The organism is Kocuria aegyptia, from assembly GCF_039530085.1.
GTDB classification, from domain to species: Bacteria; Actinomycetota; Actinomycetes; order Actinomycetales; family Micrococcaceae; genus Kocuria; species Kocuria aegyptia.
Genome location: NZ_BAAAOA010000007.1, coordinates 93,594 through 119,076 on the forward strand (window position 1 = coordinate 93,594; position 25,483 = coordinate 119,076).

Here is a 25,483-nt window from a genome sequence, read left to right on the forward strand (position 1 = left end):
CGGTGACCCGATGGCTGCTGCTGCTCGCCGCCGTGCTCAGCGAGGTGGCGGCCACGCTGTCGCTGAAGGCCGCACTGGACGAGCCCGCCTGGTACGTGCTCGTCGTCACCGGCTACGGCGCCGCCTTCACGCTCCTGGCCGCCGTGCTGCGCCGCGGCACGCCCGTGGGGGTCGCCTACGGCGTGTGGGCCGCCCTGGGGGTGATGCTCACGGCGCTCGGTGCGGCCGTGCTCTTCGGTGAGCAGCTGAGCCCGGCCGTGCTGGCCGGGATCGTCCTGGTCGTGGCCGGTGTGCTCTGCGTGGAGATCGGCTCCCACCGCCCTGCCCAGCGACCGGAGGAGGCCGGCTGATGGCGTGGCTCTTCCTCACCGTCGCGATCCTCACCGAGGTCGCAGGGACCCTGTCCCTGCGGATGGCCGCCCGGGGCCGCCCCCGCTGGTACGCGGCGGTGGCCGCCGGCTACCTGGTCGCGTTCACCTGCCTGAGTCTGGCCCTGGCCGAGGGCATGGCGCTGGGGGTCGCCTACGGCATCTGGTCGGCCAGCGGGGTGGCGCTGACGGCGCTGGCCGGCCGGCTGCTGTTCCGCGAGCCCTTCACCTGGGTGACGGCGGTCGGCGTGGCCCTCATCGTCGGCGGGGTGCTGCTGATCGAGCTGGGCGCCCTGCCGGCCTGAGCGGCTCCTCGCAGGAGGCCGGCGGCGCCCGGGTGGTGCGGTGCCGGATCTCGTGTAGAGTGGTCTGCAGTTGTTGAGGTTCGTTTTTGTCTTTCAAGCAGTTCGGCCCACTCGGGTGCAGCAGTTTTTCTGAGAAGACGTTTTCCATGCATCACAACTGTTTGGTTTCTCGAACGTCGGGAAACGTTCATCTCATGAAGGATCAGGTCTCCCATGACTACCGGTATCGTCAAGTGGTTCAACGCTGACAAGGGCTTCGGCTTCATCACCCCCGAGGACGGCTCCAAGGACGTCTTCGCCCACTTCTCCGCGATCAACTCGAACGGCTTCCGCTCGCTGAACGAGAACGACCGCGTCGAGTTCGAGACCCAGGACGGCCCCAAGGGCCCCCAGGCCGCGAACATCAACGTCATCTCCTAAGGATCCCCGCGGGCCACGGCCCGTTGATCCTCCAGAACCGCCGCCGGGCTCTGCCCGGCGGCGGTTCTGTCGTCGTGCCGCGCCGGTCCTGAAGCGCCGGTCCTGAACTACCGGTCCCGGAGCACCGGGGACGAGCACCGCCAGAACCACCGGGAGGAAGCACCGTGACCGTCCCCGATCCGTGCCCCGCCGCGGAGGAGCCGGAGGACCCCTTCGTGGTGAACCGGATCTCCGACGCCCAGCTGGACGTCTCCGTGCCCTTCGAGGTGGAGGCCTCCGAGTGGGAGTTCGACGGCTCGGCCGACGAGGCCGGCGGCGGCTGGGGCTCCGCGGGGGACTACGGTCTCGAGTGAGCGTCCCGCGGATCCGCCCGTGCTCCCGGACCGCCGGACCCCCGCCGTCGTACCGCCTCCCAGCGTGCTCCGGCCCTGCTGTGCTCCTGCCCTGCAGCGATCCGGCTCCGGTGCGGCGTCTCGGGCTGTTCCCGCCCCGCACGACGGAGGCCGCAGCCCGGTGGGCTGCGCCCTCCGTCGTGTCCTGCCCGCCGGCTACGCCGACAGCGGGAGGGACGAGGGGTGGAGCTTGAAGAACGGGTGCCGCCCGGTCGCCGCGAGGGCTCCGGGAACGAGGAGCTGGCGGTACTTGGCGCACCATTGCGCGGGTCCCTCCGTGTGCTCCGCCGCGGCGGCGAGGTCGTCGGCCTCGGCGCTCAGGTACTCCTGCACGTCCCCGTCGGTCGACGTGAGCCGGACGAGGTGCAGATCGGGGAGGGTGGTGACGGTCACGTCGATCCACTCCTCGTGCTGGTCGGTGGTGCTGGTCGTTCTTTCTTCGGACATGGTCATGTTTTCTCCTGACGTTCTTGCAGGCATCCGATGGCGTTGCCCGCCGCTTCGTCATCCGATCCACCCGGGAACATCGGGTTGGCGCGCAGCGGGTCGGAGCCTCTCCGCTCACCCGCCGGGGATCGTCGATCTCCGGCCGAGCACGCGGACGCCGCATCTCGAGAAGCAGACTCAGGCTACCCCGAGGCTCCGACACCACGACAAGCCGGCCGTGAGTTGTGTCACCGAAACGTAATGCGCGGGGTGGTCGCCGGCGCCGTTCCCGGTTCATCGGGACCCATTTCAGCGCAATGATGTGTCGTCGAGGTGTCGGGGCGATGACACCCCGGGGAAGACCGGCGCACAGGAGGGTGGCACCGGGTGCTGCACCGCTGCGGGCCAGGTGATGTGGTTGAATGGAGGGAGCTTCAAGAGACCCGGTCGGCAAGCTCCGACTTGACCGGGCACCAACCCCATGTTCACGGGTGGTTCGGATGACGAAGCGGCTCGCATCGCCGCAGCAGCGGTACCCGGTGCGAGCAAGAGCGCACGAAGGACCCCGGTCATGACCGACCCCCGCCACCCCGCCGCCCGAGCGGCAACGTTCCCCGAGACCTCCCGGAGCGTCCCGGCCAGCGGGGACGCCGCCCGGAGCGACCCGGCGCCGGACGTCCCGGCGATCAGTGCCTCCGCCATGAGCATCGAGGACTACGCCCGTGTGGTGCAGGTCCGCACCGAGTTCGTGGACTTCCTGCTGGCTCCGGCCCGCGGGGAGCTCGCCGCGGCAGCCTGAGGCCCCTTCCCGTGGACCTCCTCCTGGACCGTTCCGTGCTGCTGGGGGTGCGCACCCCGGAGCGCTGCCCCGAACTGGCCGAGGTCCTGCGCCGGCACGGTCACCGGCGGCTGTTCCTCCCGGCCACGGTGCTCGGCGAGCTGCTCGCCGAGCGTCCCGACGAGACGCTGTGGGCCGAGCAGCTCGAGCTGCGCTTCCCGGGCCGGGTGCTGCCGGTGGACGCCGCCGTGGCGCGGGTCTGGGGTGCGCTGGGCGAGAGCGCGGCGGCCGACCCACTCGCCGGTCTCACCGCGGCCACGGCCAGGGTGCACGGGCTGACCGTGCTGACCGCGGAGCCCGGGCGGTACGCCGGCACCGGGGCGTCCGTGCTGGACGCGTCCCCCGCCCGGCGGTAGCCCTCAGGCGGCCCGGCGGTCGCGACGGCCCGGCGCCGAGAGCGCCACGGCCCGCTCGTAGTGCTCGAGCAGCTGGCCGACGAGCACGTCCCACGTCCGGCCCTGGACCGCCGCGTGCGCCGCGGCCCCGAACGCGGCCCGTTTCGCCTCGTCGCCGAGCAGATCGACCACGTGCCCGCGCAGCGCCCCGAGGTCCCCCGGGGGATAGAGCCAGCCGGTGCGGGACCGGTCCACGAGGTCGAGCGGCCCGCCCCGGCCGGTCGCGACCACCGGCACACCGGAGGCCATGGCCTCCTGGATCGTCTGGCAGAACGTCTCGAACTCGCCGGGATGGACGAACACGTCCAAGGACGCCATGATGCGCGCCAGGTCGGCGCCGCTGCGGCGGCCGGTGAAGTGCGCCTGCGGGAGCCGGCGGCGCAGGGCGTCCTCCTCCGGCCCCGAGCCCACGACCACCAGCCGCGTGCCGGGCAGGTCCGCGACCGCCGAGAGGTCCTCCACCTGCTTCTCCGGCGCGATCCGGCCCACGTAGCCGACGATCCGCCGGCCGCCGCCGACCTCCTCCCGCCACCGCTCGTCCCGGTGCCGCGGGGAGAAGCGGGTGGTGTCCACCCCGCGCCGCCACAGGTGCACGTCCCGCACGCCGTGCTCGGTGAGCTGCCGGACCGCCGAGGTGGACGGCGCCAGCGTGAGCGTCGCGAGGTTGTGCATGGAGCGCACGTGCCCCCAGAGGAGCTGCTCGAGGAACGGCGCCCCGTACTTGGCCGCGTAGCCGGGGACGTCCGTCTGGTAGACCGCCACGCAGGCCACCCCGAGCTGCCGGGCCGCCACGATCGCCCGGCGGCCCAGCACGAACGGGGAGGCCACGTGGACCACGTCGGGCCGGAAGTGCTCCAGCTGCCGGCGCACCCGCGCCACGGTCCCGCCCGCCACCCGCACGGCGGGGTAGCCGGTCAGCGGAACGGCGGGCAGCCGGTGCACCGGCACCCCGGCGAGGTCCTCGACGACCTCCTCCGCGAGGCGCCCGAGCGGAGCGGGGTCGTAGGAGGGGGCCACGACGACGACGTCGTGGCCCTCGGCGGCCAGCTCCTCGACGACCCGCAGCACCGAGTGGGTGACTCCGTTGAGGTGGGGGAGGAACTGCTCGGCGACCACGGCGACTCTCATGGACCCGAGCCTGGCCGGGCCCGGCGACCGAGCGGCAAGCAGGGCGTGGCCCGCCGGTGAAGCCGTCGTGAAGCCTCTGCCGGGGCGCCGCGCGGGCGTGGGAGGATGGGCGGTGATGAACTCCCATGGCTCTTCTTCCCCCGCAGCACGCCCCGACCGCCAGGGCGTGCCGATGCCGCTGTGGCTGCAGGGCGTGCTGGAACTCGGCTCCGTGGCCGTGGTGTCCTACCTGGTGGTCCTGCTGACCGTCCTCATGGTGTGGCTCGCCGACGGCTTCGACACCCTCGGCCTGGCCGGCGGGTTCGTGCTCTCCGGCCACGTGTGGCTGCTCGCCCACCTCACCCCTCTCCAGGTGGCCCTGGACCCGGGTGCCGGGCTGCCCGCGACCACGGGGACGCTCAACCTCGTCCCGCTCGGGCTGACCCTCGTCCCGTTCGCGCTCGCCTGGCACGCCGGGCGACGGCTGGCGCGCGCCTGCTGGGAGGGCCAGTTCTGGCAGCCGTACCTCAGCGGCCTGGCCGCCTACTCCGCCTTCGGCGCCGGCGCAGCGATGCTGTTCAGCCGCGGGGAGGTCTCGGCGAGCCCGGCCGCGGCCGCCGTCTTCCCGCTCGTCCCCGTGGCCCTGGGCGGGTTCGTCGGCGCGTACCGGGTCTCACGGTCGCTGCCGGGGCTGATCGGCGTCAACGCCGCCGCGTGGGTGGAGCGCACCAGCCAGTACTCCCGCTGGGCCGGGTCCTACGTGTGGGCGGTGCTGCGCGCCGGCTTCGTCGCGGCCGTCGCGGGGGTCGGGGCCGGGGCGGCGCTGCTCGCCGCCGCCCTGTTCTGGAACTGGAACGACGTGGTGGGCGTCTACCAGCGGCTCGGCACCGGCGTGCCGGGGGACACCGCGCTGACCGGGCTCCAGCTCGGCTACCTGCCCAACCTCGCGGTCTACGCCCTGGCCTGGGCCACGGGGGCGGGCTTCGACATCGGTTCCGGCACGCACGCCTCTCCGCTGGGCACCGAGGCCGGGCCCGTGCCGCTGCTGCCGGCCCTCGCCGCGCTGCCGCCCGCCGAGCTGCCCGCGTGGGCGCTCGTGGTGGTCGTGCTGCCCGTCCTGGCCGGCGTCCTCGCCGGCTGGTGGTTCCTGCGGGAGGGGGAGAACCACCTGGACGACTGGATGGCGCTGCGGCTGCCCGCCCGCTGGATCACGTACCCGCTGTCCACGCTGCTGACCGGGCTCTTCGTGGGCGCCGTCGCCGGCGTGCTGGTCATGCTGCTGAGCTGGCTGGCGCACGGCTCGCTGGCCCTCGGCCGGCTCACGGACGTGGGGCCGGACGGCCCCGCGGTGCTGCTGCTGTTCGGCGCCGAGGTGGCCGTGGGGGCCGCGGTCGGCTGCGTCGTGGGACCGTGGCTCGAGCACGAGCCGCCGTTCGCGCCGGCCCGCGGCCCGGAGGACGGGGAGGACGGGACGCCGGCCGGTCGCCGTGCGGCCCGCCGGCGGCGCCGGGAGGAGGCCGCGGCGCGGCGCGCGATGCGCTCGGCCGGCCGGCGGAGCCCGAGGTCGGCACGCCGGCACGGGCGGAACCGCAACGCCGCCGACCCGCAGGCAGCCGACCCGGGCGGAGCGGACCGGAACGGGGCGGGCCGGAGCGGCACCGACCGGCACCCGGCCGAGCCGAGCGCGACGGAGGGTCACCAGGGCGCGGCCCCGTGGGCGGCTCAGCCGCGGACCGGGGCGGCCCCCGGGCCCGGGGACGCGTTCGACGGCGACGCGTTCGACGTGGACGCGGCCCCCGCGGCGTCGTCCGCCGACGCTCCCGGGCTGCCGGAGAGATAGCTCCAGACGCCGTCCTCGAGCTCCTGCTGGCACTGCGCCGCCCCGGAGAGCGTGAGGGTGCCGGCGACGCACTCCTGGTAGGCCTCGGCCACCGGCCACAGGGCCAGACGGGCCCCGCCGGTGAGAAGGCCCAGCGTGCCCAGCACGATCGCGGCGACCGAGCTCACCACCAGCAGGCGGCGCCCGCCCGTCCCGCGGGAGCGCACGAGGGCCGCGATCCCCAGCCCGATCCCGAGCGCCGCGAGCACGACCCCCGCCACGGTCGGCCACAGGGCCGAACCGACGAGCACCAGGGCGACCGCCGCGCACACCAGCCCACCTCCCGCCGTGCGGGTCGCGGCGGCGCGTCGTGCGTCCGCGGGGGCTGCCTCGGGGCTGGGGCGGGGAGGGGTCATGCCCTTCACTCTAGGGCACCCCGGGAAGTGGTCCGGGCCCGCCCGACTAGACTCGGAGGCATGCGCATCGTGGTCATGGTCTCCGGCTCCGGCACCAATCTGCAGGCGGTCCTCGACGCCGTCCGGGAGGGCCGGATCGACGTCGAGATCGCCGCCGTGGGCGCGGACAAGCCCTGCACCGGGCTGGAGCGGGCCCGGCAGGCCGGCGTCGAGACGTTCCTCGTCCGGCCGGGCGACCATCCGGACCGGACGCGGTGGAACCGTGCCCTGCAGGAGGCGGTCGCTGCCCGGCAGCCCGACCGGATCGTGTTCGCGGGGTTCATGCGGATCGTGGATGCCGAGTTCGTCGAGGCGTTCGCGGGGCGGATCGTCAACACCCACCCGTCGCTGCTGCCGTCCTTCCCGGGGGCGCACGCGGTCCGGGACGCCCTCGCGCACGGGGTGAAGGTCACGGGCGTGACCGTCCACGAGGTCGTCGCCGACGTCGATGCCGGACCGATCCTGGCGCAGGCGGCGGTGCCCGTGGAGGACGGGGACACCGAGGACGAGCTCCACGAGCGGATCAAGGCCGCCGAGCGGGAGCTGCTCGTGCGCACGCTCGGCGCGACGGCCCGGCGCGGAGCTCTGCACGACGCCCGGTGAGCAGCCCGGGCGAGGGTCCGTAAAATGGTCCGCGGCGGATCCCGCCGGCAACCACGAACCCGAACGCTTGGAGAACCCGTGAGCCCCACCCAGCTTGACCGCGTGCCCATCAAGAGGGCGCTGGTGTCCGTCTACGACAAGACCGGGCTGGAGGGCCTCGCCACAGGGCTGCACCGGGCCGGCGTCGCGATCGTGTCCACCGGCTCGACCGCACGGCGCATCGCCGACCTCGGTGTCCCGGTGACGGAGGTCGCGGAGGTCACCGGGTTCCAGGAGTGCCTGGAGGGCAGGGTCAAGACCCTGCACCCGCGGGTGCACGCGGGCATCCTCGCGGACCGCCGGAAGCAGGACCACATGGACCAGCTCGGGGAGCTGGGGATCGAACCGTTCGACCTCGTGGTCGTGAACCTCTACCCGTTCGTGGACACCGTGCGCTCCGGCGCGGGCCAGGACGAGGTGGTCGAGCAGATCGACATCGGCGGTCCCTCCATGGTCCGGGCCGCCGCGAAGAACCACGCGGCCGTGTCCGTGGTCGTGGACCCGTCCTCCTACGACGCGGTCGTCGAGGCGGCGGCCTCCGGAGGTTTCGACCTGCGGGCGCGCCGCCGGCTGGCCGCCGCGGCGTTCGCGCACACCGCCGCCTACGACACCGCTGTGGCGACCTGGACGGCCCAGCAGTTCGAGCACGACGAGGACGCCAACTTCTGGCCGCCCTACGCCGGGCTCGCCCTCCAGCGCTCGGCCTCCCTGCGCTACGGCGAGAACCCGCACCAGAAGGGCGCCCTGTACGTCGACGAGGCCGCGTCCCCCGGCATCGCCCAGGCCGACCAGCTGCACGGCAAGGAGATGTCCTACAACAACTACGTGGACGCCGATGCCGCCCTGCGCGCCGCCTACGACTTCGACGAGCCCGCCGTGGCCGTGGTCAAGCACAACAACCCGTGCGGGCTCGCCGTGGCCACCCCCGGTGCCGAGGACCCGATCGCCGACGCCCACCGCAAGGCCCACGCGTGCGACCCGCTCTCCGCCTACGGAGGGGTCATCGCCGCCAACCGGACCGTGACCCGGGCGATGGCCGAGACCGTGCAGGACATCTTCACCGAGGTCGTCGTGGCCCCCGGCTTCGAGCCCGCGGCCCTGGAGATCCTGCAGGCCAAGAAGAACATCCGCCTGCTCGAGCTGCCGGAGGGCTTCGAGCGGGACGTCCTGGAGTACCGGCAGGTCTCCGGCGGCGCGCTGCTGCAGGTCGCCGACCGGCTCGACGCACCGGGCGACGACCCCGCCGGCTGGACGCTGGCCGCGGGGGAGCCGGCGGACGAGCGGACGCTCGCCGACCTCGCCTTCGGGTGGAAGGCACTGCGGGCCGTGAAGTCCAACGCGATCCTGCTCGCCGACCAGGGCGCAGCCGTGGGCATCGGCATGGGACAGGTCAACCGGGTGGACTCCTGCAAGCTCTCGGTGGAGCGGGCCAACGCCCTGGGCGAGGACGGTGCCCAGCGCGCGCGCGGCGCCGTCGCGGCCTCCGACGCGTTCTTCCCGTTCGCCGACGGCCTCCAGGTGCTCCTCGACGCCGGTGTGCGTGCCGTGGTCCAGCCCGGCGGGTCGATCCGGGACGAGGAGGTCGTGGCCGCGGCCGAGGCCGCCGGCGTGACGATGTACTTCACCGGGGCGCGGCACTTCTTCCACTGATCCGCCACCCCGGCACACGGCAGCGGGCGCACTCCCGGAAGGGGGTGCGGCCGCTGCCGTGGGTGCTCGCGCCGTTCCGCGCGCTCAGCTCAGGCGCTCAGCGAGGAGAGGACCCGGTTGAAGGTCTCCGAGGGCCGCATCACCGCGGACGTCCTGGCGTCGTCCGGGCGGTAGTAGCCGCCGATGTCGGCGGGCCGGCCCTGCACGGAGAGCAGCTCCTCGTTGATCCCGTCCTCGTGGGCGGCCAACTGCTCCGCCACGGAGGCGAAGGCCTGGGCCAGCTCGGTGTCCTGGTCCTGCCGCGCCAGCTCCTGGGCCCAGTACAGGGCCAGGTAGAAGTGGCTGCCGCGGTTGTCGATCTCGCCGACCTTCCGGCTCGGGGACTTGTTCTCCTCGAGGAACGTGCCCGTGGCCCGGTCGAGGGTCTCGCCGAGGATCCGGGCGCGGGCGTTGTCGGTCGTGGTCGCCAGGTGGTCGAGGCTCGCGGCCAGCGCGAGGAACTCGCCGAGGCTGTCCCAGCGCAGGTGGTTCTCCTCGACCAGCTGCTGGACGTGCTTCGGCGCGGACCCGCCCGCCCCGGTCTCGAACAGCCCGCCGCCGTTGATCAGCGGGACCACCGAGAGCATCTTGGCGGAGGTGCCCAGCTCGAGGATCGGGAACAGGTCCGTGAGGTAGTCGCGCAGCACGTTGCCGGTGACCGAGATGGTGTCCTCGCCACGGCGGATCCGCTCGATCGAGAACGCGGTGGCCTCCTCGGGAGACATGATCTCGATCTGCAGGCCCTCGGTGTCGTGCTCGGTCAGGTACTGCTCGACCTTGGCGATGAGGTTGGTGTCGTGGGCACGGGTGCGGTCCAGCCAGAACACGGCCGGCGTCGCGGAGGCCCGGGCGCGGGTGACGGCGAGCTTGACCCAGTCCCGGATCGCGACGTCCTTCGTCTGGCAGGCGCGCCAGATGTCGCCGGGAGAGACCTCGTGCTCGATCAGCACGGCGCCGGAGGAGTCGACGACCTGGACGGTGCCCTCGGCGGGGATCTCGAAGGTCTTGTCGTGGGAGCCGTACTCCTCCGCCTTCATCGCCATCAGGCCCACGTTCGGCACCGAGCCCATGGTGGTCGGGTCGAACGCGCCGTTGGCGCGGCAGTCGTCGATGACCACCTGGTAGACCCCGGCGTAGGAGCTGTCCGGCAGCACCGCGAGGGTGTCGGCCTCCTCGCCGTCGGGGCCCCACATGTGCCCGGAGGTGCGGATCATGGCCGGCATGGACGCGTCGACGATGACGTCGGAGGGCACGTGCAGGTTCGTGATGCCCTTGTCGGAGTTCACCATGGCGAGCTTCGGGCCCTCGGCGAGGCCCTTGTCGATCGCGGCCCGCACGTCGTCGCGCACCTCGGCCGGCAAGGCGTCGAGGCCACTGAGGATGGCGGCGAGCCCGTTGGCGGGGGAGAGGCCCGCCTCCTCGAGGGCTGCGCCGTGGGCGGCGAAGAGCTCCGGGAAGAAGGCCTCGATGACGTGGCCGAAGATGATGGGGTCGGAGACCTTCATCATGGTGGCCTTCAGGTGCACCGAGAGCAGGACGTCCTCCCGCTTGGCGCGCTCGATCTGCTCCGCGAGGAACGCGTCCAGGGCGGCGGCCCGCATCACGGTGCCGTCGACGACCTCGCCGGCCAGCACGGGGACGGACGCCTTGAGCACCGTGGTGCTGCCGTCCTCGCCGACCAGCCGGATCGTCAGGGTGTCGTCCTCCGCGATGACCACGGACTTCTCGTTGTCCCGGAAGTCGTCGGTGCCCATCGTGGCGACGTTCGTCCTCGACTCCGCGGACCACTCGCCCATGCGGTGCGGGTTCTTGCGGACGTAGTTCTTCACGGAGGCGGGGGCGCGGCGGTCCGAGTTGCCCTCGCGCAGCACCGGGTTGACCGCGGAGCCCTTGATCTTGTCGTAGCGGGCCCGGGTCTCCCGCTCCTCCTCGGAGCGCGGCTCGTCCGGGTAGTCCGGGAGGTCGACGCCCTGCTCCTGCAGCTCCTTGACCGCGGCCTTGAGCTGCGGGACGGAGGCGGAGATGTTGGGCAGCTTGATGATGTTGGCCTCGGGCTTCTTGGCCAGCTCGCCGAGCTCGGCGAGGGCGTCGTCCACCCGCTGGTCCTCGGGCAGGCGGTCGCTGAAGGCGGCGACGATGCGTCCGGCCAGGGAGATGTCGCGGGTCTCCACCTCGACGCCGGCGGTCGAGGCGTAGGCCTCGATGATCGGCTTGAACGAGTAGGTGGCGAGCAGGGGCGCCTCGTCGGTGCGGGTGTAGATGATCTTGGCCATGTGCGGGCTGTCTCCCAGGATGTCGTCGGATCGGCGGTGTTGCTTCCTGGTGCCAAGATACCCGAGGCGGTGCCCGGCCCGCTGTCCGCCCGGCGGGCGCGGACGGCCCGGGCACAGCGGCGGGCCCGTTCCCCTGCGGGGAACGGGCCCGTGACCGTGGTGCCCCGCCCGGGGCCGGGGGGCCGGGCTCAGCCCTCGGTGGACTGGGTGGCCCCGGTGCCGTTGACGAGTTCGCCCTCGCCGATCACGCGGTCACCGGACTCGTCCCGGCCCTCGCCCAGGGCCTGCTGCTCGCCCTGGCCGGAGACCACCTGGATCTTGCGCGGCTTCGCCTGCGCCGAGACGGGGATCGTCACCGTGAGCACGCCGTTGTCGTAGTTCGCGGCGATGTTCTGGATGTCGATGCCCTGGCCCAGGTTCAGCTGGCGCACGAACGAGGAGCTCTGCCGCTCCCGGGTGATCCACTGGACGTCCTGCACCTCGGGCAGCTTCCGCTCCGCCCGGATGGTCAACAGCTGGCCGTCGACGTCGACGTCGACGCTCTCGGGGTCGATGCCGGGCAGGTCCGCCCGGAGGATGTACTGGTCGCCGTCCCGGTACAGGTCCATGGGCATCTCGCGCAGGCCCTGCCGGGCAAAGAGCGAGGCGGCGAGTCGGTCGAAATCGTTGAACGGGGTGAACATCGTGGCCACGTCAATCATCTCCTCAACCATATGAGCAATGTCTTCGACATTTAGTTGAGTCGAACCAACTCAACTGTTGACCATGATAATCCCGTGTCCCGTGGTCTTCAACGGGTCCGAGGCTTATCGCCCAAGGCGAACCGCGCGTCAGCGGGCGTCGTGGGGATAGCGCACGCCGATCCGCTCCCGCACCCGGTCGAAGAGCTCCACGAGCTCGAGGGAGTCGGCCCACGGCATCACCGGGGACTCGAGCAGTCCGCGCTGCACGCAGCGCGTGGCCTCCCGCATCTCGAAGACGTACCCGGCGCCCGCCACGTCCACGTGCTCCACGACGGGGGCGGCGCCCGTGCGGGCACCCTCGGCGCTCTGCAGCACCAGGGTGGTCGGGCAGTTGATCCGCCCGTCCACGCGCAGCCAGCCGTCCGTGCCGCTGATCGTCACCTGGTGCGGGACCGTGGAGGCCAGGGTGCCGCTCACGTGGGCCCGGCCGTGCCCGAAGTCGAGGGTCAGGGCGGTGTCCAGGTCCACGTCCGTGGCGCCGAGCTCGGCGCGGGCGCTCCAGCGCTCCGGGGCCCCCAGCACCGCGGAGGTCCAGGTCAGGGGATAGACCATCATGTCGAGCAGCACTCCGCCGCCGTCGGCCCTGCGGAACAGCCGGTGGGACGGGTCCAGGGGCCGGTGCGTGCCGATGGATCCCTCCACCGAGCGCACCCGGCCGAGCCGGCCCTCCCGGATCCAGCGCATCGCGGTGCGGAACCCGGGGGTCATGCGGGTCCAGACGGCCTCCATGAGGAAGACGCCGTGCTCGCGCGCGAGGCGGAGCAGGTCCCGGACCTCCGCCGCGGTCATGGCGAGGGCCTTCTCGCACACCACGTGCTTGCCGGCCCGCAGCAGCGCGGAGACGTCCCGGTGGTGGTAGCCGTGCGGCGTGGCCACGTAGACGATCTCCACGTCCGGGTCGGCCGCGAGGCGGTCCAGGCCCGTGCTCGTGGCGGTGCTGCCGTAGGCCCGCTCCACCCCGTGCCGGCGGGCGAAGTCCTCGGCGCGGCCCTGGTCCCGCGAGCTCAGGGCCACGAGCCGGGCGTCGGGCAGCGCCGCGATGTCCGGGACCACCTTCTCCGCGATGTCGGCGGTGCTGACCACGCCCCATCCGAGCGTGCGGCCGGTGGCGGTGCCGGGGTCGTCCAGGTGGGCGGCGTCGAGGGATGCGGCGACGAACGGGCTGAGGGTCTGCGCAGGCATGGGCGCATTCTGCCACGCCGCCCGGGGGCCCGCCCCGGGCCCAGATCGAACGACCGTTCGTGGCGTAGGCTGGGGCGGTGCCCCGGGTGAGCCAGCAGTACAAGGACGAGCGCCGCCGCGAGATCGTGGCCGCCGCCAGCGAGTGCTTCCTCGAGCACGGCTACGAGGGGGCCTCGATGCACCGCATCATCGCCGCCACGGGGCTGTCCGCGGGAGCGCTGTACAACCACTTCCCGAGCAAGCAGGAGCTCGTGGCGGCGGCCGCCCGCGCGGCCCTGGACCGGGTGCTGGCGGCGGCGGAGGACGAGCCCGGCGCCGATCCCGCGGCGTGGGTCGTGGGCCTGCTGGAGCGGCTGGCCGCGGACCCCGCCAGCACCCGGCTGCTGCTCATCACCTGGGGCGGGGCGGTGAGCGATCCCGGTCTGGCCGCGCTGGCCGGGGAGCACCTGGGACGCGTGCGGGACCGGGTCGAGGAGCGCTACGGGCGGTGGGCGGTCGACGAGCTGGGACTCGACGCCGGCGCGGCCCGCGAGTGGGCCGGGATGTTCGCCCAGGCCATCCTCTCGGTGCTGCAGGGCTGGGTGGTGCAGTCGTGCCTGCTGCCGGGCTTCGACCACGGCGCCTACCTGGACTACGCGCGCACCCTCGCGGCGCAGTGACCGGTCGCTGGGCCCGGGGGACGGCCCCGGGGGTGGGTCAGGCGTTGAGCCGGCGGTGCTCGGCGGAGAGCTGCACGTAGGTCCGCGCGTTGGCACGGACCTTCTCCTGCTCCTCCTCCGTGAGCTCGCGCCGGACCTTGGCCGGCACCCCGGCCACCAGGGACCGGGGCGGCACCACGGTGCCCTCGAGGACGACGGCGCCCGCGGCCACCAGCGAGCCCGTGCCGATCACGGCGCCGTTGAGGACGGTCGCGTTCATCCCGACCAGGACCTCGTCCTCCACGGTGCACCCGTGCACTACGGCGCCGTGGCCGACGCTCACGTCCGCCCCGATCGTGCAGGAGTGCCCGGGATCGGAGTGGACCACCACGTTGTCCTGCAGGTTGGACCGCGCGCCCAGCCGGACGGGGGAGCGGTCCCCGCGCACCACGGCGCCGTAGAAGACCCCGGACTCCGGTCCCAGTTCGACATCGCCCACGACCGTGGCCGTCGGGGCCACGAAGGCGGAGGAGTCGATCTGGGGCGCGTGCCCCGCGTGCGGGAGGACGAGGCCGGGCGTGCTGGAGTGCGTCATGCGCCCAGCCTAGCGACGGGCCCGCGGCCCGTCGGTGGGCCCGGGGCTCAGGCGCCCTGCGTCGTGACGGCCGGCCGCGGGGCGCGCTGGTGCCGGTGCTGGATGGCCACGCGGATCGTCTGGCCGCCCTTGAGCACGTACTCCGCGCCGTGCACGTGGATCGTGACGTCGTTCGCGCGGCGGGAGGCGCCCTGGAGCTCCAGCACGTGGTGGTCGATGCAGACCCGGATCACCTGCCCGCGGTACAGCACGGTGAACGAGACCGTCTCCAGCTGGCTCGGCAGCGCCGGGTCGAACTCGAGCCATCCGCCGCGCACCCGCAGCCCCGCGTAGGCGCGGGTCACGACGTCGACGGAGCCGGCCATGGCGCCCAGGTGGATGCCCTCGCCCGTGGTCCCGCCCTGGGTGTCGTCGAGGTCCACGAGCAGGGAGTCCTGGAACGAGGACCACGAACGGTCCGGGTTCAGCCAGGCGAGCACCGAGGCGTTGACCACGCGGGACAGCGAGGAGCCGTGCGAGGACCGCGCGATGTAGAAGTCGACGGTGCGCTCGATGGCGGCGTGGTCCACCTCGTAGCCCATCCGGCCGAGCTCCTCGACGAGGCCTTCGGGGCCGAAGAGATAGACCAGCATGATCGTGTCGGCCTGCTTGGCCAGCTTGTAGTTGTTGGTCATGTCGCCCTCGTTCTCCAGCAGGAGGTCGAGGCGGCCGATGTTGCGGTACTTGGTCCGGTAGTACTCCCAGTCCAGCTCGTCGAGGTCGTCGTAGCCGTGGAACTGGCTGATGGTGCCGTCCGTGTTGAACGGCACGAACATCCGCTCGGCCATCTGCTGCCAGGTCCCGACCTCCTCGGCCGAGAGGTCGAAGCGGGCGGAGAGCTCCTCGCGCTGGTGCTCCACCATGTCGTGGAAGATGTGGGCGCTGTGCCGGAACAACCAGGCCGCGAGCACGTTCGTGTAGGCGTTGTCCTTCAGCCCGCCGCCGTGCTGGCCCCGGGGGCCGTCGTGGTACTCGTCCGGGCCCATCACGCCGGCGATGTGGTAGCGGCCGTCCGCGGGGTCGTAGTCGGTGAGGGACGCGAACAGGCGGGTGATCCCGATGATCAGCTCCGAGCCCTGACCCGCCAGCCAGTCGAGGTCGCCGGTGGTCTCGTAGTAGATCCAGGCGTTGTAGGCGATCGCGAGGCCCACGTGGAACTGCCGCCACGAGTTGTCCGGCAGCCACCGGTTGGAGTGGTGGTTGAACAGCTCCGGCGGGGTCTCCTCCCGGCCGTCCGAGCCGGACTGCCACGGGAACGCCGCGCCCTCGAGCCCGAACTCGGCGGCCCGGTGCTTCGCCATGGCCAGCCGCCGCCACCGGTAGGAGAGCAGCGCGCGCGTCACCTGCGGCTGGTGCAGGTTGACGACCGGGAGGATGTAGAGCTCGTCCCAGAAGATGTGCCCGCGGTAGCCCTCGCCGTGCAGGCCGCGCGCCGGGACGCCGGCGTCGCGCAGGGACATGTGCGGCGCCAGGGTCTGGGCCACGTGGAACAGGTGCACCCGCAGCGCCAGCTGGGTCAGGGACAGCTCCCCGGTGCGCTCCTCCGGGCTCGGACGCACGTCCACGTCGAAGCGGTCCCACAGCAGGGACCACTCGATCTCGTGCGAGGGCAGCAGGCCCCGGACGCCGCTGGGGTTGCGGTCCAGCTCCGCGAGGGCGCCCTCGCGGGGCGAGCCGATCGCCGCGTCGCGGCTCGTGACCACCGCCGTGGTCGAGTCGATGATCACCGGGCGGCCGTCGGCGATGTTGACCTGGTGGCGGCGGAACTCGGTGCCGCCGGGGCGGATCTCGCGGCGCTCCCGGACGTTCTGGCCGCCCTCGATGGTGGTGCGCTGGGCCGTGGTGATCTCGATCTTCGACTGGGTGGTGCGCACGTGGGAGAGCAGGGTCTCGTGGTCGTCCGGCAGGGACGTCGACTCGAGGTCCACGAGGTGGTGGTCGTTGAGGTCCTGGTACTCCGCGACCCCGTTGTTGCGCACGCTGGGGTCGATGCCCGTGCGCAGGTGCAGCCGTCCGGAGAACCCCCGGGCCGTCACCGTGGTCTCCTGCGCCCCCAGGTGCCGGTAGCGCAGCGACACGAGGCGGCGCTGGACGATGTCCAGCCGGGCCCGGGCCCCGTCCTCGCCCCGGTCCCCGTTGAGGTCGGTGAGAGTCAGGGAACGGATGAGCAGGCCGCGGCGCAGGTCGAGCTCGACCCGCTCGGCGGACGGGCGCAGCCCGCCCTCCGACCACCAGTCGCCGCCGGAGATCCGCAGGTCCAGGTGGGTCCAGTTGGGGGCGTTGACCATGGACTCGTGCTCGATGTCACGTCCGTTGAGGTGGCTCACGACCCGGTTGAAGATGCCGGCCAGGTAGTTGCCGGGGTAGTGCACGCCGTTGTCGGGGAACTCGCACGCGGACCCGCGCACGCCCATGTAGCCGTTCGCCAGCGTCAGCAGGGTCTCCCGCCGGGCCTCCGTGGCCGGGTCGAAGCCCTCGAAGACCAGCTTCCAGGAGTCGTCGCGGCGGGCGCCGAGGTCGAGCTCGCCGACGTCGTTGAGCACGATCGTGGCCCCTGCCCGGTACAGGTCCTTGCGCTCGCCGTGGCGGCGGATCCCCACCACCATGCCGAAGCCCCCGGCGGCCGCGGCCTGCACCCCGGACACGGCGTCCTCCACCACCACGGACCGGACCGGGTCCACCCCGAGCATCTTCGCGCAGGTCAGGAAGGTGTCGGGCGCCGGCTTGCCGGGCAGCCCGTGCTCGGCGGCGAAGTGGCCGTCCACGATGATGTCGAAGGAGTCCTGCAGCCCGGCCGCCGCCAGCACGGGGACGCTGTTGCGGCTCGCGGTCACGAGGCCCACCGGCACCCCGGCCGCGCGCAACCGCTCGATGAGCGCCACGGTCTTCTCGAAGACCCGCACGCCCTGGACCTGCAGGGCGTCCTGGAAGTAGGCGTTCTTCAGCACGGCCTGCCCCTGCACGGTCCACGCCCCCGGGGTCCCGTCGCCCTCCGGCAGGCACGCGCCCCGGGCGGCCAGCAGGGAGCGGATCCCGTCCTCGCGCCGCCTCCCGTCCACGTAGTGGCGGTAGTCGGCGTCGGCGTCGAAGGGGCGCCGGTCCACCGTGGTGCCCGGCTCGGCCGGTTCGAGCCGGTCGTCGGCCAGGATCGCGTCGAAGAGGGTCTTCCAGGCCGCCGCGTGCACGGCGGCGGTGTCGGTGACGACGCCGTCCATGTCGAAGATCACGGCGTCGTGGGGGATGCGCAGCTGGTCGACCGTCTGCGGAGGTGCGTCGGCGCCCTGGATGCGGGGCAGGGACGCAGTGAACGGGGCGGTGGGCAGTGCGTTCACGAGAGTTCCTCCGGAAGGTGGGTGCGGCTTCCGCGGCCCCTCGCGACCGCACGGAGAAACCCCCAAGCACACGGCACGCGACGGACCCCGGACGCGGCGTTGCGGTTTGGCACTGGAGCGGGGACGGCCGTCCGTGCCGACGGTTCCTGACCAGTTCATTAAACGGCCCCGGAGCCGCGGGGGCAAGCCGCGTCCGCTCAGTGGTCCGCCAGGGGGAGGCGGACGGTGAACCGGGTGCAGCCGGGGGCGCTGCCGACGTCGATCCGGCCGTGGTGGGCGTGCACGATGGCCTGCACGATCGAGAGCCCCAGGCCCGCGCCGCGGGAGCCTCCGGCCCGGGAGAGGTCCTCCCGGGCGAAGCGGGAGAAGATGTGCTCGAGGAAGTCGGCGCCGATGCCCGGGCCGTCGTCGGCCACGGCCAGCACGGCCTCGCCGCCGGCGTCCGTCGCGAGCGACGCCGTGACCGTCGTCCCGGCGGGGGTGTGCTGGTGGGCGTTGGCGAGCAGGTTGATGAGCACCTGGCGCAGCTGGGCCGGATCGCCCCGCACCAGCACGGGCTCCTCGGGCAGCTCGAGGCGCCAGACGTGGCCGGGCGCCGCGACCCGCAGGTCGCTGGCGGTCTCGACCACCAGCTCGAGCAGGTCGACGTCCTCGCTGACCACCGCCCGGCCTTCGTCCAGGCGCGCCAGCAGCAGCAGGTCCTCGACGAGCGCGGTCATCCGCGCCGCCTCGGACTCCACCCGGGACAAGGAGCTGCGGCCCTGCGCGCTCATCGGCTCCGTGAGCCGGATCAGCTCCGCGTAGCCGCGGATGCTGGCCAGGGGAGTGCGCAGCTCGTGGCTGGCGTCGGCCACGAACCGGCGCACGCGCGTCTCGCTGCGCTGGCGGGCGGTCAAGGCGTGGGCGACGTTGTCCAGCATCCGCCCGAAGGCGTGGCCGAGCCGGCCCACCTCCGTGTCCGGGTGCGCGGCCGGCGCCACGGCCCCCACCGGCAGGACCACCTCCCCGTGGTCGAGGTCCAGCTCCGAGACGCGGGTCGCCACGTCGGAGAGCCGCTCCACGGGACGCAGGGTGCGCCGGACGACGACGAGCCCGACCAGCCCCGTGGCGGCGATGGCGCCGGTCGAGATCGCCGCGGTGCTCACCCCGAAGGTGCGCAGGGTGTCCTCCTTGTCCGCCAGCGGCAGGCCGGTCAGCACGAGCCCCCAGTCCCACGGGTCGTCGACGACCAGCACGCGGTAACCGCCCACGTCCAGTTCCACGTCCACGGGGCCCCACTGCCGGCCCCCGACCTCGGCCGACTCCGCGCCGAGCGCGGCCACGAGCTCCCCGATCCGCTGCCGGTCCGCGTCGGTCAGCTCCTGCCGCGTCCCGTCGGCCGCGAAGAGCCCGGCGCGGACCACCTCGCCGTCGACGATCCGGGCGTTGAGGGTGCCGGCGCCCTGCGCGGGCACGTCCATCATGGCCTCGAGCTCCTCCGAGGGACCGGCGGCGGCCCGGACCCCGTACTCGATGGTGCGGAAGGAGGCGTCCCGGACCCGGCCGTCCAGCTGCTCGCCCAGGGACATGTCGAGGACCGCCAGGCCCAGGGCGCCCACCGCGGCGCACGCGACGGTCAGCAGCGCCAGGACCAGCAGCAGCAGCTTCGTGCGCAGCTGCAGCGCCCGCCCCGCGCCCCGCGGGAGGAGCCGCGGGGCGGTTCCTCCCGCGCTCATCGCACGGTGCTCGTCGGACGGGTGCTCGTCGGACGGGTGCTCGTCGGACGGTTGCTCGTCGGACGGTTGCTCATGGGACGACACTTCCTCGGCGGGCGCTCACTCGGCGGGTTTGAGCACGTAGCCGGCCCCGCGCACGGTGTGGATCATGGGCGGGCGGCCGGCGTCGATCTTCTTGCGCAGGTAGGAGATGTAGAGCTCCACGACGTTGGTCTGGCCGCCGAAGTCGTAGCCCCAGACCCGCTCGAGGAGCTGCGGCTTGCTGAGCACCCGGCGCGCGTTCTCCATGAGGCAGCGCAGCAGGTCGAACTGGGTGGCCGTCAGCGCGATCTCGTCGTCGCCGCGGCGGACCTCCCGGGTGTCCGCGTTGAGCACGAGGTCCCCCACGACCAGCTCCGCGGTGTCCGGGTGGGCGATGCCCGCGCGCTGCACCAGGCGGTGCAGCCGCAGCAGCAGCTCCTCCATGTCGAACGGCTTCGTCACGTAGTCGTCCCCGCCGGCCGCGAGGCCGGTGATGCGGTCCTCGGTGCTGTCCTTCGCGGTGAGGAACAGGGCCGGGACGGACGGGGAGAAGGAGCGGACCCGTTCGAGCACCTGCACCCCCGAGCACCCCGGGAGCATCACGTCCAGCACCAGGACGTCCGGCCGGAAGGCGCGGGCCTCGGCCACCGCGGCGTCCCCGTCGTGGGCGGAGCGCACCTGCCAGCCCAGCATCGACAGTCCCATGGTCACCATCTGGGCCAGCAGCGGCTCGTCGTCGACGACGAGGGCGCGCACCGGTGCGCCGCCGGGGTGCCGCAGGCGCGGGAGGTCCACGGCGGTCGGCCGCTGCACGGGCTCGGTCACGACGGGCTCCCTCCTGGTCCGCGCCGGCGGCGCCGGCGTCCCGGACCGTCCTCAGCGTAGCGCCGGACCCGCTCCCTGGTCCCGCGCGGACCGTTCGCGGACGTGCTTCACAGCCTCGGCACAGGAAGCCGATAAGGGCGCCACATCCCCGCCTGCTGGAGTGGCAGCACGACCGGGCCCCGGGCCCGGACCCGTCGGGCCCGGGGCCCGCCGGAGCACCACGAGAGGGGAACCACCGTCATGCTGCACACCCACCACCCGGTCGGGGAGGCCCGGTCCGCCGAGCCGTCCGCCGCACCGCGCGCCCGCCGGCGCCTGGTCGGGATCGACGCGGCCCGCGGCCTCGCCCTGCTCGGCATGGTCTCCGTGCACATCCTGCCGGCCTGGGACCCGGAGACCTTCGAGGCCACCGCCCAGTGGACGCTGTTCTCCGGCCGCGCCGCGGCCCTGTTCGCCCTCCTCGCCGGCGTGGGGCTGGCCCTCGGCTCGGGCGGGACCCGCGTGCACGAGGGACCCCGGAGGAGCGCCGACCGGGCCGGGCTGCTCGTGCGCGCGGTGCTGATCACCGTGCTGGGGCTGCTGATCAACCAGCTGTCGCCGGGCGACCCGCCCGCGTACAACATCCTCGTCTACTACGGCGTGTTCTTCCTGCTCGCCCTGCCCTTCCTGCACCTGCCGGCGCGCGCCCTGCTCGCCTGGGCCGCGGGCCTCGCCGTGCTCGGACCCGTGCTGGTGCACTCGCTCGGCCCCGTCCTGCCCGGCTTCGGCGTCCACAACCCCGGCGTCGCCGAGGCCCTCACCGAGCCCGGCACCACCCTCGCCCAGCTGCTCGTGACCGGGTCCTACCCCGGGGTCACCTATCTCGTCTACCTCCTCACCGGCCTGGCCCTGGGGCGGCTGGACCTCTCGGCCGTCCGCACGCAGGCCGGCCTGGCGATCGGCGGGGCCGCGCTCGCGGCGGCGTCCGCCGTCACCTCCTGGCTGCTGCTGCACCCCCTGGGCGGGATCGAGCGGCTGCTCGCCGCGAGCCCGTTCCTGGGCCGCGAGGACGTCCAGGACGTTCTCGTGTACGGACCGGACCCCGTCCTGCCCTCGTCCACCTGGTGGTGGCTGGCCGTGACCGGGCCGCACACCAACACCCCGCTCGCCCTGCTGAGCGGGGTGGGCGCCGGGGCCCTCGCCCTGGGCCTGTGCCTCCTCGTGGCCCGCCGGGCCGAGCGCGTGCTGCTGCCGCTGGTCGCGGCCGGCTCCATGACCCTCACCCTGTACTCGGCACACCTGCTCGGCCTCTTCCTGGAGCTGCACCACGGGCAGCCGGTGCTGTGGTTCCTCGTGCACGTCCTGGTGGGCACCGGCTTCGCCGTCCTCTGGCGCCGGTCCCGGGGCCAGGGGCCCCTCGAACGGGCCGTCGGCCGGGCCGCGCACGCCGGTCGGGACCGGGTGCTGCGCCATCGCCTAAACTCGTAGACGGTCCACCCAGGTCCCCGATGTCAGGAGCGGCATGTCCACGAGCACGTCCCCGTCCGTCACCAACCAGCCCCTCACCGAGGTCGATCCGGAGATCGCGGCGGCCATCGCCGACGAGCTCGGCCGTCAGCGCGGCACCCTCGAGATGATCGCCTCGGAGAACTTCGCGCCCCGGGCGGTCCTCGAGGCGCAGGGCTCCGTGCTGACGAACAAGTACGCCGAGGGCTATCCCGGGCGCCGCTACTACGGCGGCTGCGAATTCGTCGACGTCGTCGAGAACCTCGCCCGGGACCGTGCCACGGCCCTGTTCGGCGCCGAGCACGCCAACGTCCAGCCGCACTCCGGCGCCCAGGCCAACACGGCGGTCATGCATGCGCTCATGACCCCCGGCGACAAGCTGATGGGCCTCTCCCTGGCCCACGGCGGCCACCTCACGCACGGGATGAAGCTCAACGTCTCCGGCAAGCTCTACGAGATCGCCGCCTACGAGGTCGACCCCGACACCTACACCATCGATATGGACAAGGTGCGGGAGCAGGCCCTCGCCGAGCGCCCGCAGGTCATCGTGGCCGGCTGGTCCGCGTACTCGCGGGAACTGGACTTCGAGGCGTTCCGCTCGGTCGCCGACGAGGTCGGGGCGAAGCTGTGGGTGGACATGGCCCACTTCGCGGGCCTCGTGGCCGCGGGCCTGCACGCCAACCCCGTGCCCCACGCCCACGTGGTGACCTCCACCGTGCACAAGACCCTCGCGGGGCCCCGCTCCGGCGTGATCCTGACCACGGGAGAGCTCAAGAAGAAGATCGACTCCGCCGTCTTCCCCGGCCAGCAGGGCGGACCGCTCATGCACGCCATCGCGGGCAAGGCCGTGGCCTTCAAGATCGCGGCCACCGAGGAGTTCCGCGCCCGCCAGGAGCGCACCGTCGAGGGCGCCCGCCTCCTCGCCGAGCGGCTCGGCGCCGCCGATGTCGCCCGGGCCGGGGTGTCCGTGCTGACCGGCGGCACCGACGTGCACCTGGTCCTGGTGGACCTGCGCGACTCCGAGCTGGACGGCAAGCAGGCCGAGGACCTCCTGCACCAGGCGGGGATCACCGTCAACCGCAACGCCGTGCCGTGGGACCCGCGGCCGCCGATGGTCACCTCCGGACTGCGGATCGGCACCCCCGCGCTGGCCACCCGCGGCTTCGGCACCGCCCAGTTCGAGGAGGTCGCCGAGATCATCGCCACCGCCCTCAAGCCCGGGGCCGACATCACGGCCCTGCGGGCCAGGGTGGACCGGCTGGCCGCGGACTTCCCGCTCTACGACGGCCTCGAGGAGTGGTGATCGTGGGCGCGCAGGTCCTCGACGGGCGGGCGGCGTCCGCCGCCATCAAGGCCGAGCTCGCCGAGCGCGTCGCCGTGCTGGCGGAGCGGGGGATCACCCCCGGCCTCGGCACGGTGCTGGTGGGCGACGACCCTGCCTCGCACTCCTACGTGGGCGGCAAGCACAGGGACTGCGCCGAGGTCGGCATCTCCTCGATCCGCCGCGACCTGCCCGCGGACATCTCCCAGGAGGAGCTCGAGCGCGTCCTGGACGAGCTCAACGCGGACCCCGCGTGCACCGGCTACATCGTCCAGCTGCCCCTGCCGGGGCACATCGACACCAACGCGGTGCTCGAGCGCGTCGATCCGGACAAGGACGCCGACGGGCTGCACCCGACGAACCTCGGCCGCCTGGTGCTCAACGTCTCCGAGCCGATGACCTCCCCGCTGCCCTGCACGCCCAACGGGGTGCTCGAGCTGCTGCGCCGGCACGACGTCGACCTCGCGGGCCAGCACGTGCTCGTCGTGGGCCGCGGCGTGACCGTCGGGCGGCCGATGGGGCTGCTGCTGACCCGCAAGGAGATCAACGCCACGGTCACGCTCGCGCACACCGGCACGCGGAACCTCGACGAGCTGCTGGCCCAGGCCGACGTCGTCGTGGCCGCCGCCGGGCGGCCGCACATGATCACGGCCGACAGCCTCAAGGAGGGGGTCGTGCTCCTCGACGTCGGGGTCTCGCGCGTGGAGGACCCCGGGACGGGCCGGAAGACGCTCACCGGGGACATCGACCCGGCCGCCGAGCGGAAGGCCTCCTGGATGTCGCCGAACCCCGGCGGGGTGGGGCCCATGACCCGGGCCATGCTGCTGCTCAACGTCGTGGAGAGCGCCGAGCGGCAGGCCGGCCTGCGCTGAGCACCGCGCCACGCCCCCGGGAGCCGTCGCTCCCGGGGGCGTGGCCGTTCCCGGCGCCGGAGGGCGCCGGCCGGTTCGTGGCCCGGGCCGGGATTTGAGACAATGGGGCCATGCGCTCCCTCGGATCCCCCACTCCGTCCACCTCCCCGGCCGCCGAGCCCGCCTCCCGCACCGCCCGGTGGGGCACGGTGATCGGGCTGGCCGTGCTCGTGGTCATCTTCGTGGTGGCGCTGCTCCAGGCCGCCAACGCCAACTCGTGGCTGGGCTGGGCGCTCGCCGGCATCGCCCTCGGCTGGCTGCTGCTCGCCACCTGGGTGGTGCTCATGGTCCGCAAGGCCGCCCGCTTCGGCCGCCGGCAGGTCGACGAGGCCAGGGAGCAGCTGCGCACCGGCCCCGGCCGGGCCCCCGCCGCCACCCGCTCCGGGGCCGCGGACTCCATGCGGGACGAGAAGCTCTCGCACAGCTTCCAGATCGTCCTGGTCCAGTCCAAGGTGATCAAGCAGGAGCTCTCCGCGCTGTCCGTCGAGGGCCCCGAGCGCGAGGCCCTGGACCGCGCCCTCGACACCATCGACATCACGGCCGGCAACGGGATGAGCATGCTGCGCCAGGAACCCCTCAGCGGCACCGTGGTCGACTGACCCCTCGCCCGTCCCCCCGGCCACAAGCCCCAGCACGTCCCCCCCGCTCGCCACCACCCGGAAGCCAGGTGCCCCCGCATGTCCCGCCCCGAGAACGTCCTGCGCGTCGCCACCGTCAACGTCAACGGTCTCCGCGCCGCCTACAAGCGCGGCATGGCCGACTGGCTGACGGGCCGGGACGTGGACATCCTGTGCCTGCAGGAGGTCCGGGCCCCCGACCGGGTCGTCCGGGACCTGCTCGACGAGCAGGTGTGGGACCTCCACCACGCCGAGGCGGCCGACAAGGGCCGGGCCGGCGTGGCCGTGGCCACCCGCCGCGACGCCCGGGGCGGGTCGCTGCTGCCCGCGCAGCGGCGCGGCTCCATCGGCCACGAGCACTTCGAGACCTCGGGCCGGTGGGTGGAGACCGACCACGCCCTGGCCGACGGCACCACGCTGACCGTGGTCTCGGCCTACGTCCACTCCGGGGAGGTCGGCACGCCCCGCCAGGACGACAAGTACCGCTTCCTCGACGTCATGACCGAGCGGCTGCCCGAGCTCGCCCGCACACGGGAGCACGTGCTCGTCGTCGGCGACCTCAACGTGGGCCACACCGAGCTCGACATCAAGAACTGGAAGGGCAACGTCAAGAACGCCGGCTTCCTGCCCGAGGAGCGCGCCTACTTCGACCGCTTCTTCGGCGAGCACGGGTACAAGGACGTCGCCCGTGAGCTGGCCGGACCGGTCCCGGGGCCGTACACGTGGTGGTCCTACCGCGGCAAGGCCTTCGACACCGACGCCGGGTGGCGCATCGACTACCACATGGCCACCCCGGGGCTCGCGGCCCGGGCCCTGACCGCCGTCGTGGACCGTGCCCCCAGCTACGACACCCGCTTCTCCGACCACGCGCCCGTGGTGGTCGACTACCAGCTCTGACCCGCTCCCGCTCCGCGCCCGCCCGATCGAAGG

The 25,483-nt window shown here is 73.3% G+C and carries 25 protein-coding genes and 1 riboswitch; of the genes, 15 read left to right on the forward strand and 10 right to left on the reverse strand.

Features of this window, described 5'->3' with window-relative positions:
• Positions 1 to 2 precede the first annotated feature (2 nt).
• The 4 genes from ABD220_RS02660 to ABD220_RS02675 all read left to right on the forward strand — a co-directional run bounded on the left by ABD220_RS02660 (position 3) and on the right by ABD220_RS02675 (position 1,446).
• A complete protein-coding gene (locus ABD220_RS02660; RefSeq protein ID WP_344119580.1) occupies positions 3 to 350 on the forward strand; it encodes a DMT family transporter in 348 nt (115 codons plus the stop codon).
• Positions 350 to 673, forward strand: coding sequence for a DMT family transporter (locus ABD220_RS02665; protein ID WP_344119582.1), 324 nt, complete (start codon positions 350 to 352; stop codon positions 671 to 673). The genes ABD220_RS02660 and ABD220_RS02665 overlap by 1 nt, the downstream gene beginning before the upstream one ends.
• A 213-nt stretch (positions 674 to 886) precedes the next feature.
• A complete protein-coding gene (cspE, locus tag ABD220_RS02670) occupies positions 887 to 1,093 on the forward strand; it encodes a transcription antiterminator/RNA stability regulator CspE (RefSeq protein WP_017832155.1) in 207 nt (68 codons plus the stop codon).
• Positions 1,094 to 1,257: 164 nt separating this feature from the next.
• Positions 1,258 to 1,446, forward strand: a complete 189-nt coding sequence (locus tag ABD220_RS02675; RefSeq protein ID WP_344119592.1) for a hypothetical protein — start codon at positions 1,258 to 1,260, stop codon at positions 1,444 to 1,446.
• Positions 1,447 to 1,641: 195 nt separating this feature from the next.
• On the opposite strand, the gene ABD220_RS02680 is transcribed toward ABD220_RS02675, so the two are convergent.
• Positions 1,642 to 1,938 (reverse strand): hypothetical protein, encoded by a 297-nt coding sequence (locus ABD220_RS02680; protein WP_344119593.1) that lies wholly within the window; start codon positions 1,936 to 1,938, stop codon positions 1,642 to 1,644.
• 405 nt (positions 1,939 to 2,343) lie between these two features.
• A riboswitch (SAM riboswitch) is annotated at positions 2,344 to 2,469 on the forward strand.
• Positions 2,470 to 2,482: 13 nt separating this feature from the next.
• On the opposite strand from ABD220_RS02680, the gene ABD220_RS02685 reads away from it, so the two are divergent.
• On the forward strand, positions 2,483 to 2,710 hold the full coding sequence (locus ABD220_RS02685; RefSeq protein WP_344119595.1) for a hypothetical protein: 228 nt from the start codon (positions 2,483 to 2,485) through the stop codon (positions 2,708 to 2,710).
• 11 nt (positions 2,711 to 2,721) lie between these two features.
• Entirely contained in the window at positions 2,722 to 3,105 is a 384-nt protein-coding gene (locus ABD220_RS02690) for a PIN domain-containing protein (protein ID WP_344119596.1), read from the forward strand.
• A gap of 3 nt (positions 3,106 to 3,108) precedes the next feature.
• On the opposite strand, the gene ABD220_RS02695 is transcribed toward ABD220_RS02690, so the two are convergent.
• The gene (locus tag ABD220_RS02695) at positions 3,109 to 4,272 is read right to left on the reverse strand and encodes a glycosyltransferase family 4 protein (RefSeq protein ID WP_344119598.1); all 1,164 of its coding nucleotides are present in this window, start codon (positions 4,270 to 4,272) and stop codon (positions 3,109 to 3,111) included.
• Positions 4,273 to 4,387: 115 nt separating this feature from the next.
• Here ABD220_RS02695 and ABD220_RS02700 point away from each other — a divergent pair, with 115 nt between their 5' ends.
• Positions 4,388 to 6,091, forward strand: coding sequence for a cell division protein PerM (locus ABD220_RS02700; RefSeq protein WP_344119704.1), 1,704 nt, complete (start codon positions 4,388 to 4,390; stop codon positions 6,089 to 6,091).
• On the opposite strand, the gene ABD220_RS02705 is transcribed toward ABD220_RS02700, so the two are convergent.
• Positions 5,974 to 6,486: a hypothetical protein gene (locus ABD220_RS02705; protein WP_344119599.1), complete on the reverse strand. Its 513-nt coding sequence runs from the start codon at positions 6,484 to 6,486 to the stop codon at positions 5,974 to 5,976. The two genes, ABD220_RS02700 and ABD220_RS02705, sit on opposite strands and share 118 nt — an antisense overlap.
• 60 nt (positions 6,487 to 6,546) lie before the next feature.
• Here ABD220_RS02705 and purN point away from each other — a divergent pair, with 60 nt between their 5' ends.
• Both purN and purH read left to right on the forward strand, forming a co-directional pair.
• The gene (gene purN, locus ABD220_RS02710) at positions 6,547 to 7,128 is read left to right on the forward strand and encodes a phosphoribosylglycinamide formyltransferase (RefSeq protein ID WP_344119601.1); all 582 of its coding nucleotides are present in this window, start codon (positions 6,547 to 6,549) and stop codon (positions 7,126 to 7,128) included.
• Between the two features lie 78 nt (positions 7,129 to 7,206).
• A complete protein-coding gene (purH, locus tag ABD220_RS02715) occupies positions 7,207 to 8,817 on the forward strand; it encodes a bifunctional phosphoribosylaminoimidazolecarboxamide formyltransferase/IMP cyclohydrolase (protein ID WP_344119603.1) in 1,611 nt (536 codons plus the stop codon).
• An 89-nt stretch (positions 8,818 to 8,906) separates the two neighbouring features.
• Here the strand turns inward: purH and ABD220_RS02720 are convergent, their stop codons facing one another.
• From ABD220_RS02720 to ABD220_RS02730, 3 genes are all read right to left on the reverse strand, one after another.
• On the reverse strand, positions 8,907 to 11,129 hold the full coding sequence (locus ABD220_RS02720) for an NADP-dependent isocitrate dehydrogenase (RefSeq protein ID WP_344119605.1): 2,223 nt from the start codon (positions 11,127 to 11,129) through the stop codon (positions 8,907 to 8,909).
• Positions 11,130 to 11,317: 188 nt separating this feature from the next.
• Entirely contained in the window at positions 11,318 to 11,830 is a 513-nt protein-coding gene (locus ABD220_RS02725) for an Hsp20/alpha crystallin family protein (protein WP_425552497.1), read from the reverse strand.
• A 129-nt stretch (positions 11,831 to 11,959) separates the two neighbouring features.
• Positions 11,960 to 13,054 (reverse strand): Gfo/Idh/MocA family protein, encoded by a 1,095-nt coding sequence (locus ABD220_RS02730; protein WP_344119607.1) that lies wholly within the window; start codon positions 13,052 to 13,054, stop codon positions 11,960 to 11,962.
• A gap of 86 nt (positions 13,055 to 13,140) precedes the next feature.
• Between ABD220_RS02730 and ABD220_RS02735 the strand changes: the two genes are divergently transcribed.
• Positions 13,141 to 13,713, forward strand: coding sequence for a TetR/AcrR family transcriptional regulator (locus ABD220_RS02735; protein ID WP_344119609.1), 573 nt, complete (start codon positions 13,141 to 13,143; stop codon positions 13,711 to 13,713).
• Positions 13,714 to 13,750: 37 nt separating this feature from the next.
• Here the strand turns inward: ABD220_RS02735 and ABD220_RS02740 are convergent, their stop codons facing one another.
• The 4 genes from ABD220_RS02740 to ABD220_RS02755 form a co-directional block, all read right to left on the reverse strand.
• Complete coding sequence (locus ABD220_RS02740) at positions 13,751 to 14,287, reverse strand: gamma carbonic anhydrase family protein (RefSeq protein ID WP_344119611.1); 537 nt, start codon at positions 14,285 to 14,287, stop codon at positions 13,751 to 13,753.
• A 47-nt stretch (positions 14,288 to 14,334) separates the two neighbouring features.
• Complete coding sequence (locus ABD220_RS02745) at positions 14,335 to 17,658, reverse strand: beta-phosphoglucomutase family hydrolase (protein ID WP_344119613.1); 3,324 nt, start codon at positions 17,656 to 17,658, stop codon at positions 14,335 to 14,337.
• A gap of 197 nt (positions 17,659 to 17,855) precedes the next feature.
• On the reverse strand, positions 17,856 to 19,373 hold the full coding sequence (locus ABD220_RS02750; protein ID WP_344119614.1) for a sensor histidine kinase: 1,518 nt from the start codon (positions 19,371 to 19,373) through the stop codon (positions 17,856 to 17,858).
• 99 nt (positions 19,374 to 19,472) lie between these two features.
• Complete coding sequence (locus tag ABD220_RS02755; protein ID WP_344119616.1) at positions 19,473 to 20,219, reverse strand: response regulator transcription factor; 747 nt, start codon at positions 20,217 to 20,219, stop codon at positions 19,473 to 19,475.
• A 240-nt stretch (positions 20,220 to 20,459) separates the two neighbouring features.
• On the opposite strand from ABD220_RS02755, the gene ABD220_RS02760 reads away from it, so the two are divergent.
• From ABD220_RS02760 to ABD220_RS02780, 5 genes are all read left to right on the forward strand, one after another.
• Complete coding sequence (locus ABD220_RS02760; RefSeq protein ID WP_344119617.1) at positions 20,460 to 21,686, forward strand: heparan-alpha-glucosaminide N-acetyltransferase domain-containing protein; 1,227 nt, start codon at positions 20,460 to 20,462, stop codon at positions 21,684 to 21,686.
• Positions 21,687 to 21,720: 34 nt separating this feature from the next.
• Positions 21,721 to 23,007 carry a serine hydroxymethyltransferase gene (gene glyA, locus ABD220_RS02765; RefSeq protein WP_344119619.1) on the forward strand — a complete coding sequence of 429 codons (1,287 nt, stop codon included), beginning with the start codon at positions 21,721 to 21,723 and terminating at the stop codon, positions 23,005 to 23,007.
• Between the two features lie 2 nt (positions 23,008 to 23,009).
• Entirely contained in the window at positions 23,010 to 23,897 is an 888-nt protein-coding gene (locus ABD220_RS02770; protein WP_344119621.1) for a bifunctional methylenetetrahydrofolate dehydrogenase/methenyltetrahydrofolate cyclohydrolase, read from the forward strand.
• Between the two features lie 110 nt (positions 23,898 to 24,007).
• Positions 24,008 to 24,535, forward strand: coding sequence for a hypothetical protein (locus ABD220_RS02775; protein ID WP_344119623.1), 528 nt, complete (start codon positions 24,008 to 24,010; stop codon positions 24,533 to 24,535).
• Positions 24,536 to 24,613: 78 nt separating this feature from the next.
• Positions 24,614 to 25,450 carry an exodeoxyribonuclease III gene (locus tag ABD220_RS02780; protein WP_344119625.1) on the forward strand — a complete coding sequence of 279 codons (837 nt, stop codon included), beginning with the start codon at positions 24,614 to 24,616 and terminating at the stop codon, positions 25,448 to 25,450.
• Positions 25,451 to 25,483 lie beyond the last annotated feature (33 nt).

What these genes read in the sequence shown, in the direction of transcription:
- ABD220_RS02665 (WP_344119582.1), top strand. Translation starts at nt 350, where the DNA reads ATGGCGTGGCTCTTCCTCACCGTCGCGATCCTCACCGAGGTCGCAGGG.
- cspE (WP_017832155.1), top strand. Translation starts at nt 887, where the DNA reads ATGACTACCGGTATCGTCAAGTGGTTCAACGCTGACAAGGGCTTCGGC.
- ABD220_RS02680 (WP_344119593.1), bottom strand. Translation starts at nt 1,938, where the DNA reads ATGACCATGTCCGAAGAAAGAACGACCAGCACCACCGACCAGCACGAG.
- ABD220_RS02685 (WP_344119595.1), top strand. Translation starts at nt 2,483, where the DNA reads ATGACCGACCCCCGCCACCCCGCCGCCCGAGCGGCAACGTTCCCCGAG.
- ABD220_RS02695 (WP_344119598.1), bottom strand. Translation starts at nt 4,272, where the DNA reads ATGAGAGTCGCCGTGGTCGCCGAGCAGTTCCTCCCCCACCTCAACGGA.
- ABD220_RS02700 (WP_344119704.1), top strand. Translation starts at nt 4,388, where the DNA reads ATGAACTCCCATGGCTCTTCTTCCCCCGCAGCACGCCCCGACCGCCAG.
- ABD220_RS02705 (WP_344119599.1), bottom strand. Translation starts at nt 6,486, where the DNA reads ATGACCCCTCCCCGCCCCAGCCCCGAGGCAGCCCCCGCGGACGCACGA.
- purN (WP_344119601.1), top strand. Translation starts at nt 6,547, where the DNA reads ATGCGCATCGTGGTCATGGTCTCCGGCTCCGGCACCAATCTGCAGGCG.
- ABD220_RS02720 (WP_344119605.1), bottom strand. Translation starts at nt 11,129, where the DNA reads ATGGCCAAGATCATCTACACCCGCACCGACGAGGCGCCCCTGCTCGCC.
- ABD220_RS02725 (WP_425552497.1), bottom strand. Translation starts at nt 11,830, where the DNA reads ATGATTGACGTGGCCACGATGTTCACCCCGTTCAACGATTTCGACCGA.
- ABD220_RS02730 (WP_344119607.1), bottom strand. Translation starts at nt 13,054, where the DNA reads ATGCCTGCGCAGACCCTCAGCCCGTTCGTCGCCGCATCCCTCGACGCC.
- ABD220_RS02740 (WP_344119611.1), bottom strand. Translation starts at nt 14,287, where the DNA reads ATGACGCACTCCAGCACGCCCGGCCTCGTCCTCCCGCACGCGGGGCAC.
- ABD220_RS02750 (WP_344119614.1), bottom strand. Translation starts at nt 19,373, where the DNA reads ATGAGCGCGGGAGGAACCGCCCCGCGGCTCCTCCCGCGGGGCGCGGGG.
- ABD220_RS02760 (WP_344119617.1), top strand. Translation starts at nt 20,460, where the DNA reads ATGCTGCACACCCACCACCCGGTCGGGGAGGCCCGGTCCGCCGAGCCG.
- glyA (WP_344119619.1), top strand. Translation starts at nt 21,721, where the DNA reads ATGTCCACGAGCACGTCCCCGTCCGTCACCAACCAGCCCCTCACCGAG.
- ABD220_RS02775 (WP_344119623.1), top strand. Translation starts at nt 24,008, where the DNA reads ATGCGCTCCCTCGGATCCCCCACTCCGTCCACCTCCCCGGCCGCCGAG.
- ABD220_RS02780 (WP_344119625.1), top strand. Translation starts at nt 24,614, where the DNA reads ATGTCCCGCCCCGAGAACGTCCTGCGCGTCGCCACCGTCAACGTCAAC.